This window comes from Bacteroidia bacterium (genome assembly GCA_019695265.1).
Classification (GTDB): domain Bacteria; phylum Bacteroidota; class Bacteroidia; order JAIBAJ01; family JAIBAJ01; genus JAIBAJ01.
The window spans coordinates 20,493-27,610 of the sequence record JAIBAJ010000043.1; the positions used below are offsets into that span (position 1 = coordinate 20,493).

Here is a 7,118-nt window from a genome sequence, read left to right on the forward strand (position 1 = left end):
ACATACCATTTTTGAGATTTTTTAGTTTGTTCCCCCTTTCAACCCAACTGTTCGATATGAAACTATTTTTCTTTGAATCTTCCTGGTTCGTGATTGTAAGAAGGTGGGACATCCCTTGTATCATTTCAGTATTACCTTTGTCAATAGATGCATTAATGCAGGTACGTATGAGAATTTCTACTTGGTTTGTTTGGATGTTGGTATTCTTTGTGGCCCTTACCAAAGAATCACTATCCCAAGATGAACCTGATTACTACAATGGCTCAGAAGTGAAATATGATGATTTTGTCTATGTGCCAAATTTGAAAACGGTTCGTTTATATAAAGAAGGGAATGAATTAAGTCCTCCTATTGTAAATCTTGGTAAAAATGAAAAACTGGTCGTTGACTTTGATGACCTGGATGCCGATTATAAAAACTATTATTTCACCTTCGTGCATTGTTCGGCAGAATGGGAGCCAACTGATATGTCAACAATGAATTACATAGGACCTTTTCAAAATGATCAAATTGTGAGTTATGACTTTTCAGTCAATACCATTCAGAAATATACCCATTACCGGGCCGTATTTCCTAACAATAACATCAAATTTAAAAAATCAGGGAATTACCTGCTAACCATTTATCATGAAAATCCTGAAAATGTGGTTATCAGCCGCCGTTTTTATGTTTGGGAAGAAAAAATGACAGTTGGTGGAACCTTGCACCGAAGCACTATAATCGATCTGAGAGATTCTCACCAGGAATTGGATTTCTTTATTTCCTATCCTGCAACTTACAACGTAACCAATGTTTGGGATATAAAAACAGTCATCTTCCAAAACTATCGATTTGATAATGCAGTTACTAAGCTAAAACCCATGTTTGTAAACCAAAATAAACTGGATTATAATTATGATGAAGATAATGCCTTTCCGGGTGGAAGTGAATTCAGAGTCTTTGATCTGAGAACAATTCGTTTTAACTCTTTTAACGTGGCTCATATCGATTGGTCCGGTAAGCAAGTCGAAGCTTGGTTAAATGTAGATAAGCCCCGAAGTAGTCAACGGTATGATTTCTACAACGACCTAAATGGAATGTATTATGTCGACCGACAAGAGGGTGGTGATCCAACCACAGAATGCGATTATGTGGTGGTCCATTTTGCCCTCGATGATAAGGAACCAAGAAAAGATGGCAGCTACTACGTGTATGGTGGAATTAGTGATTGGCAACTTAAACCCGAATTTAGATTAAAATACAACGATGTTCTTCTTCGCTACGAATGCTCCCCTTTCATAAAACAAGGCTTTTACAATTATCAGTATGTTTTTGTCCCTGATAAAAAGAAAGAATTGGATCCAACACTAATCGAAGGCTCTCATTTTGAAACCAATAATTCCTATACCATCTTGGTTTATAACAAAGAACCTGGAATTCCTTATGACCGATTAGTCGGTGTTGGCTTTTTTAATCCCTTGGATTATGTGGTAAATCGATAGACTGCCAATAACTTGTTGTTGAATGCTTTTTTGTCTACCTTCCAAGTGGTTTTTTCCAATTGACCGAATGAAGTCAGCTATTGCCTGGGTTTAGGATGGATTCAATTGCTTGAAAATTGTATCCAATTCTACATACCAATCCTCCCCATATTTACGAATCAATGCTTCTTTCAAAAATCGATAAACCGGAACATCTAATTTTGTTCCACAACTACAGGCTGGTTTGCAAATAGACCATTCATGGTAATTTACAGCATCAAATCCTTCATATTCACTTATTCTTACCGGATATAAATGACAGGAAACTGGTTTCCGGAAATTAACTTTCCCATCTTTCCACGCCTTTTCTATTCCACAAGAGGCTAATCCATCCGATTCAAATACAACATAAGCACATTCCTTTTGGTCGACTAATGGAGTGGATAAATCGCCGCTAACTTCTCTAATGGAACTTCCTTGTTCTTCAATAGATTGAATTCCTTTCTTTGTCAAATAGGGCTTAACCTCCTCGTAAATCTCTTCCAGTTGTATAGCCTCTTTTTCGGTCAATGGCGCCCCTCCATCACCTTCTACACAACACGCTCCTTTGCAAGCTTGTAAATCACAAACAAATTTGCGACTGAATAATTCATCACTCACTAAACAATGTTGAATAGCATACATGGTTTATCTGATCTCCTGGCAAAGTTCTATCAATACTCCGTGACTATCTTTTGGGTGAACAAAACAAATAAGTTTATTATCTGCTCCTTTTTTGGGTTCATTATTAAGTAAGGTAAATCCTTCATTCCTTAACCTTTCCATCTCAACATAAATATCATCTACCTCAAATGCCACATGGTGCAATCCTTCGCCTTTTTTGTCTATAAATTTGGCTATTGCACTTTCTGGTTTGGTGGCTTCCAATAACTCAATTTTATTGGGACCTGCCATAAAAAAACTGGTAATTACCCCTTCACTCTCAACAGATTCCGTTTTATAAGGTTGTCCAAATAGTTTAGTATAAGTCTGATTGGCTATCTCCAAATTTTTTACAGCTATTCCCAGGTGTTCTATTTTTCGCATGTTCGTTAAAAATAAAAATGCCAACCCGATTGGAGTTGGCATCTTTTTTAAAAGCTAAATTCTTATTTCTTAAAGGTAGCAGTTTTGCTATCGTAATTTAAGTAGTAGGTGCCTCTTTCTAATTTGGCAACATTCACTTTATTTGAAATTCCTCTGTCAACAATATTACCATAAGCATTGTAAATTTCATACATGGTATTGTCGGAAAACTTTATCTCATCCCCCACTTTCTTTCCATCTCCGGGACTCCATGTCACTTCAGGAAGCGGTGAACGTAGCTTAGTTTCAAAAGAATAACGAGGTTTTCCTGTTCCATCAATTTGTTTTAACCGAAATCTGTTTTCTCCACTATGTACAGTGGTAACAGTATAGGAATAATCGGTCGATTGTGGTGTACCTTTGCCTTCAAACTCTCCTACAACAACCCATTTGTTCCAACGAAATTGCTCAACATAAAAAGTCAATTTTCCAACCTCGCCTTTAGTAGTAACATTTAATTGTCCATTCGGATTGATTTTCATCGCCTCAATCTCAAATGTGCTCATCGGTTTCAAAACCTCCGGATTCAATACCCTTGGCTTGCATTCATCCTTGTGCTTGATTTTAACCTCCACTTTCGATCCAAGGGATAATTGGAAAAAGGAAAAATCAATTTCAAATGCACTGGATTGGATCTCATCTGTAGTCGTTACCCCGTTGATTTGAACCTCATATGTACAGAAACCAACACCGGAAGAAGCGAATGGATTTTGAACATATAGGTTTCTACCTTGGTAGTTACCTTCTAATGTAATTACCCCGGCAAAAGCTTGGGAAACTATTGCTAGAGATGCAAAGAGTAATGTGAGTTTCTTGCTCTTAAACATGTTTTTTAATCGATTTTTTTTCAGACTACAATGATAAGTTTTTCTTGAACACAAAAAATATTTTTATAGAAATTTCCTTTTGCAACCTTTCTGCTTGCCAAAAGTTTAAGTTTCTAATCGTGGTTTTTTGCCAGTTTGAAGGTTCTACCATATATTTGTACCAATTGTTTCTTTTCATGAAAAAAATCCTATTCTTTTTCTCTTCTCTGGCTCTGGTCGGAACTACTTTTATCGCTTGTAATTCCGAGCATTCCGAACAAATTAGATCAGCTCATGGTGACGTTTCTATCGGTGGTAAAGTAGTTGTTCCGGGTAAAGCTTTTAAGTCCCTCTTACCCTATTCTATTAATGACCTGGCTTCTGCTCAGGCTGCTGCCAATGTGCTCGAATGTCTAACTAAAATTTCGACAGACGGCAAGGTGCTTCCTTCCTTAGCCGAATCGTTTGAATCTGATACTAGTAACTCCAGCTTCAAATTCGTCATTCGAAAAGGGGTGTTTTTTCACGACGATGCCTGCTTCTCCGGTGGAAAAGGCCGCGAGCTGAATGCTGCAGATGTTAAATATAGCCTCGAACTTCTTTGCTCCAATTCACCAAATAATTCTGCATTTAATTCTTCCTTAAAAAACGTAATCCTGGGTGCTGAAGAGTTCTTCTCCGGAAAATCTAAAGAAATCGAAGGAGTGAAACTGGTCGATAACAATACCATTTTAATTAAAACCCTGGGCCCAAACGAAGCCCTCCCTCTCATCTTGTCGGGTATTCAAACGGCAATTGTCCCTAAAGAGGCAGTCGAACGGTATGGCGATAAAGCCACCATCGGTACCGGACCATTTTTGGTAAAATCCTCCGATGGTGCCTATAAATTGGTCCGTAATCCAAATTACTATGGTAAAGATGCTTTGAATAATCAACTTCCTTACCTCGATGAAGTGGAAGTGAAACAAATTGATTTGAAATCCGCCGAAATCGAGCAGTTGTTGAAATCTGAATTGGATGTAGTTTTTAACCTGAATAAAGATGTGGCTAATCAGGTCGTAAAAGAGCATCTTAAAGATTTTGAGGCCAATGGTGCCTTTGTTATGGAAAGTACCGACGAAGTCGCTAATTATGACGAGTTCATTATCCGCAAGGCTAATTTGAAAGGTTTTAAACTAAATCCGGATCGTACCGTTTTTTGGGCTCAGGTTCAGAAACTCTCTAAATAAATTATCCAGGTTCTTTTGCCTTAATTTTATTTTTTTGTTAGTTTTATTTGGCGGGTCCCTTCGCATAAATTTGGATATTTCAAACCGGGTTTAGTAAGGCTCAGGTCGGGCTATACGTTTCAAGTCCTCGCCACCCTTGCTAACGCTGCGGGTGCCTGTGGGCTTTCCACTTCTATCCCTACCCGGAAGCAACAGTGCAATTTCAAGCGGTAGGTTCTTCGTCCTTACTTATCTTTTCCTGTTGCTTGGTGCAGTTATGAATTTCTTGCATTCTCAACTCTGTTCCTTCTGCTGGTAGTATTCATTACTTGGGTTAACCAAAACTACTCCAGGAGTTTTCCTCTCATTGATTCGCTTGCCTTATTTTTACGCCTTATTTAATTAGTATATTCGCAGCCGAAACTAGCGCTTATGAATTATTTGGATTTTGAAAAGCCAATTGCTGAACTGGTCGAGCAAATTGATAAACAAAAGCAAATTGCCGAGAAAAGCAAAATAGATGCTTCTGAAACCATCAAACAACTCGAAGAAAAATTGGCGCAAACCCGACGCGATATTTATGCTAATCTCACGCCTTGGCAAAGGGTTCAAGTTAGCCGTCACCCCGACCGCCCCTATACATTAGCCTACATTAATCATATCACCAATGGAAGTTTCATCGAATTGCATGGCGATCGAACTGTTAAGGACGATAAAGCAATGGTGGGTGGCTTTGGCTTTATCGATGGACATTCAGTGATGTTTATTGGTCAGCAAAAAGGAATTAACCTGAAAATGCGCCAACTTCGCAACTTCGGAATGGCCAATCCGGAAGGTTATCGAAAAGCCCTCCGCCTCATGAAACTGGCCGAAAAATTCAATAAACCTATCGTTACCTTCATCGATACCCCGGGTGCTTATCCGGGAATAGAAGCTGAAGAACGAGGCCAAGGTGAAGCAATAGCAAGAAACCTTTATGAAATGACCTTGCTGAAAGTGCCTGTCATTTGCATTATTATAGGTGAAGGTGCTTCCGGTGGAGCACTCGGTATTGGTATCGGTGATAAGGTTTTTATGCTTGAAAATACTTGGTATAGCGTAATTTCTCCCGAAAGTTGTTCCTCCATTCTTTGGCGAAGCTGGGATTTTAAAGAGAAAGCTGCAAGTGCACTTAAATTAACTGCCTCAGATATGTTGGAGCATAAATTGATTGATGGAATTATTCATGAACCAATCGGAGGTGCGCACGTTAAACCCGAAGAAGCTTTTTGTAACGTAAAAAAGGAAATTGTTAAAACCCTGAAAATTCTTGAAAAATTAAACCCCGATGAACGTATTCAACTTCGAATTGATAAGTTCTCTTCCATGGGGGTAGTAGAAGAATAAAACCAATAATCATGAACGGATACAAACGCAACGTTACCACTTTAGGTGAATTTATTATTGAACGCCAAAGTGATTTTCCTTGGGCAAAAGGAGAACTTTCTCGCTTGCTACTCGATATCGGAATTGCAGCTAAAATCGTTAACCGGGAGGTGAATAAAGCCGGTTTGGCCGATATTCTTGGCGATGTGGATAATATTAACGTGCAAGGCGAAGAACAAAAAAAGTTGGATGTATTTGCCAATGAACAGTTTATCGCTGCCCTAAATTCAACTGGCGAATGTTGCGCCATTGCTTCTGAAGAAAATGAGGATATGATTGAATTCTCAGGTGAATACGCAAGCAAAGGTAAATATGTGGTTGCTTTCGATCCCTTGGATGGTTCTTCTAATATTGATGTTAACGTTTCTATAGGTACCATTTTTTCTATTTACCGTCGTCGGTCCAAAGAGGATCATGCCACAATGGAGGATTTTCTCCAACCTGGTACCGACCAAGTGGCTGCCGGCTATGTAATCTATGGCTCCAGTACCATGCTGGTTTATTCTACAGGAAATGGCGTAAATGGTTTTACCCTCGACCCTTCCATAGGTGAATTTTGCCTGAGCCATCCTGAAATGAAAGTTTCTAAATCAGGAGCTATTTATTCTTTGAACCAAGGTAACTATGCCGATTTCCCTAAAGGGGTGAAGGAATATGTAAATTACTGTCAAACCAAAGACAAGGAAACGAATCGTCCTTATACCGCACGTTATATTGGTTCCCTGGTGGCCGACTTCCACCGAAATTTGATTAAAGGTGGAATTTACATATACCCTCCTACAGCAAAATCGCCCAATGGTAAACTTCGTCTTCTATATGAGTGTAATCCTTTGGCATATCTGGTTGAACAAGCAGGAGGTAAAGCTTCTGACGGAAAAACCAGAATTTTGGAAATTCAACCAACCTCCCTGCATCAACGGGTTCCGTTGTTTATAGGCTCTAAAGAAATGGTTGAAAAAGCCGAAGAAATGATGGCAATTTATAGCGAAGAAAAAGTAAATTAGACCTCCTTTTTTCATGAATAATAAACTTAAGTTCCTAATATCCTTCATCAGCCTGTTAGGACTAATCTGGGTATTAAATAACCGAATCAC

The 7,118-nt window shown here is 38.8% G+C and carries 7 protein-coding genes; 4 read left to right on the forward strand and 3 right to left on the reverse strand.

The genetic code is table 11. The features are described from left to right. Window positions 1-56 precede the first annotated feature (56 nt). Entirely contained in the window at window positions 57-1,481 is a 1,425-nt protein-coding gene (locus K1X82_08070; GenBank protein MBX7182052.1) for a DUF5103 domain-containing protein, read from the forward strand. A gap of 90 nt (window positions 1,482-1,571) precedes the next feature. Here the strand turns inward: K1X82_08070 and K1X82_08075 are convergent, their stop codons facing one another. The 3 genes from K1X82_08075 to K1X82_08085 all read right to left on the reverse strand — a co-directional run bounded on the left by K1X82_08075 (window position 1,572) and on the right by K1X82_08085 (window position 3,412). After that, window positions 1,572-2,144: a DUF3109 family protein gene (locus K1X82_08075; GenBank protein ID MBX7182053.1), complete on the reverse strand. Its 573-nt coding sequence runs from the start codon at window positions 2,142-2,144 to the stop codon at window positions 1,572-1,574. 3 nt (window positions 2,145-2,147) lie between these two features. Further along, entirely contained in the window at window positions 2,148-2,546 is a 399-nt protein-coding gene (gene mce, locus K1X82_08080; GenBank protein MBX7182054.1) for a methylmalonyl-CoA epimerase, read from the reverse strand. 62 nt (window positions 2,547-2,608) lie between these two features. After that, complete coding sequence (locus K1X82_08085) at window positions 2,609-3,412, reverse strand: hypothetical protein (protein MBX7182055.1); 804 nt, start codon at window positions 3,410-3,412, stop codon at window positions 2,609-2,611. Window positions 3,413-3,588: 176 nt separating this feature from the next. Between K1X82_08085 and K1X82_08090 the strand changes: the two genes are divergently transcribed. The 3 genes from K1X82_08090 (at window position 3,589) to fbp (ending at window position 7,028) form a co-directional block, all read left to right on the forward strand. After that, window positions 3,589-4,620 (forward strand): ABC transporter substrate-binding protein, encoded by a 1,032-nt coding sequence (locus K1X82_08090; GenBank protein MBX7182056.1) that lies wholly within the window; start codon window positions 3,589-3,591, stop codon window positions 4,618-4,620. 411 nt (window positions 4,621-5,031) lie between these two features. Beyond that, entirely contained in the window at window positions 5,032-5,985 is a 954-nt protein-coding gene (locus K1X82_08095) for an acetyl-CoA carboxylase carboxyltransferase subunit alpha (protein MBX7182057.1), read from the forward strand. Between the two features lie 11 nt (window positions 5,986-5,996). Further along, window positions 5,997-7,028: a class 1 fructose-bisphosphatase gene (gene fbp, locus K1X82_08100; protein MBX7182058.1), complete on the forward strand. Its 1,032-nt coding sequence runs from the start codon at window positions 5,997-5,999 to the stop codon at window positions 7,026-7,028. Window positions 7,029-7,118: the final 90 nt, after the last annotated feature.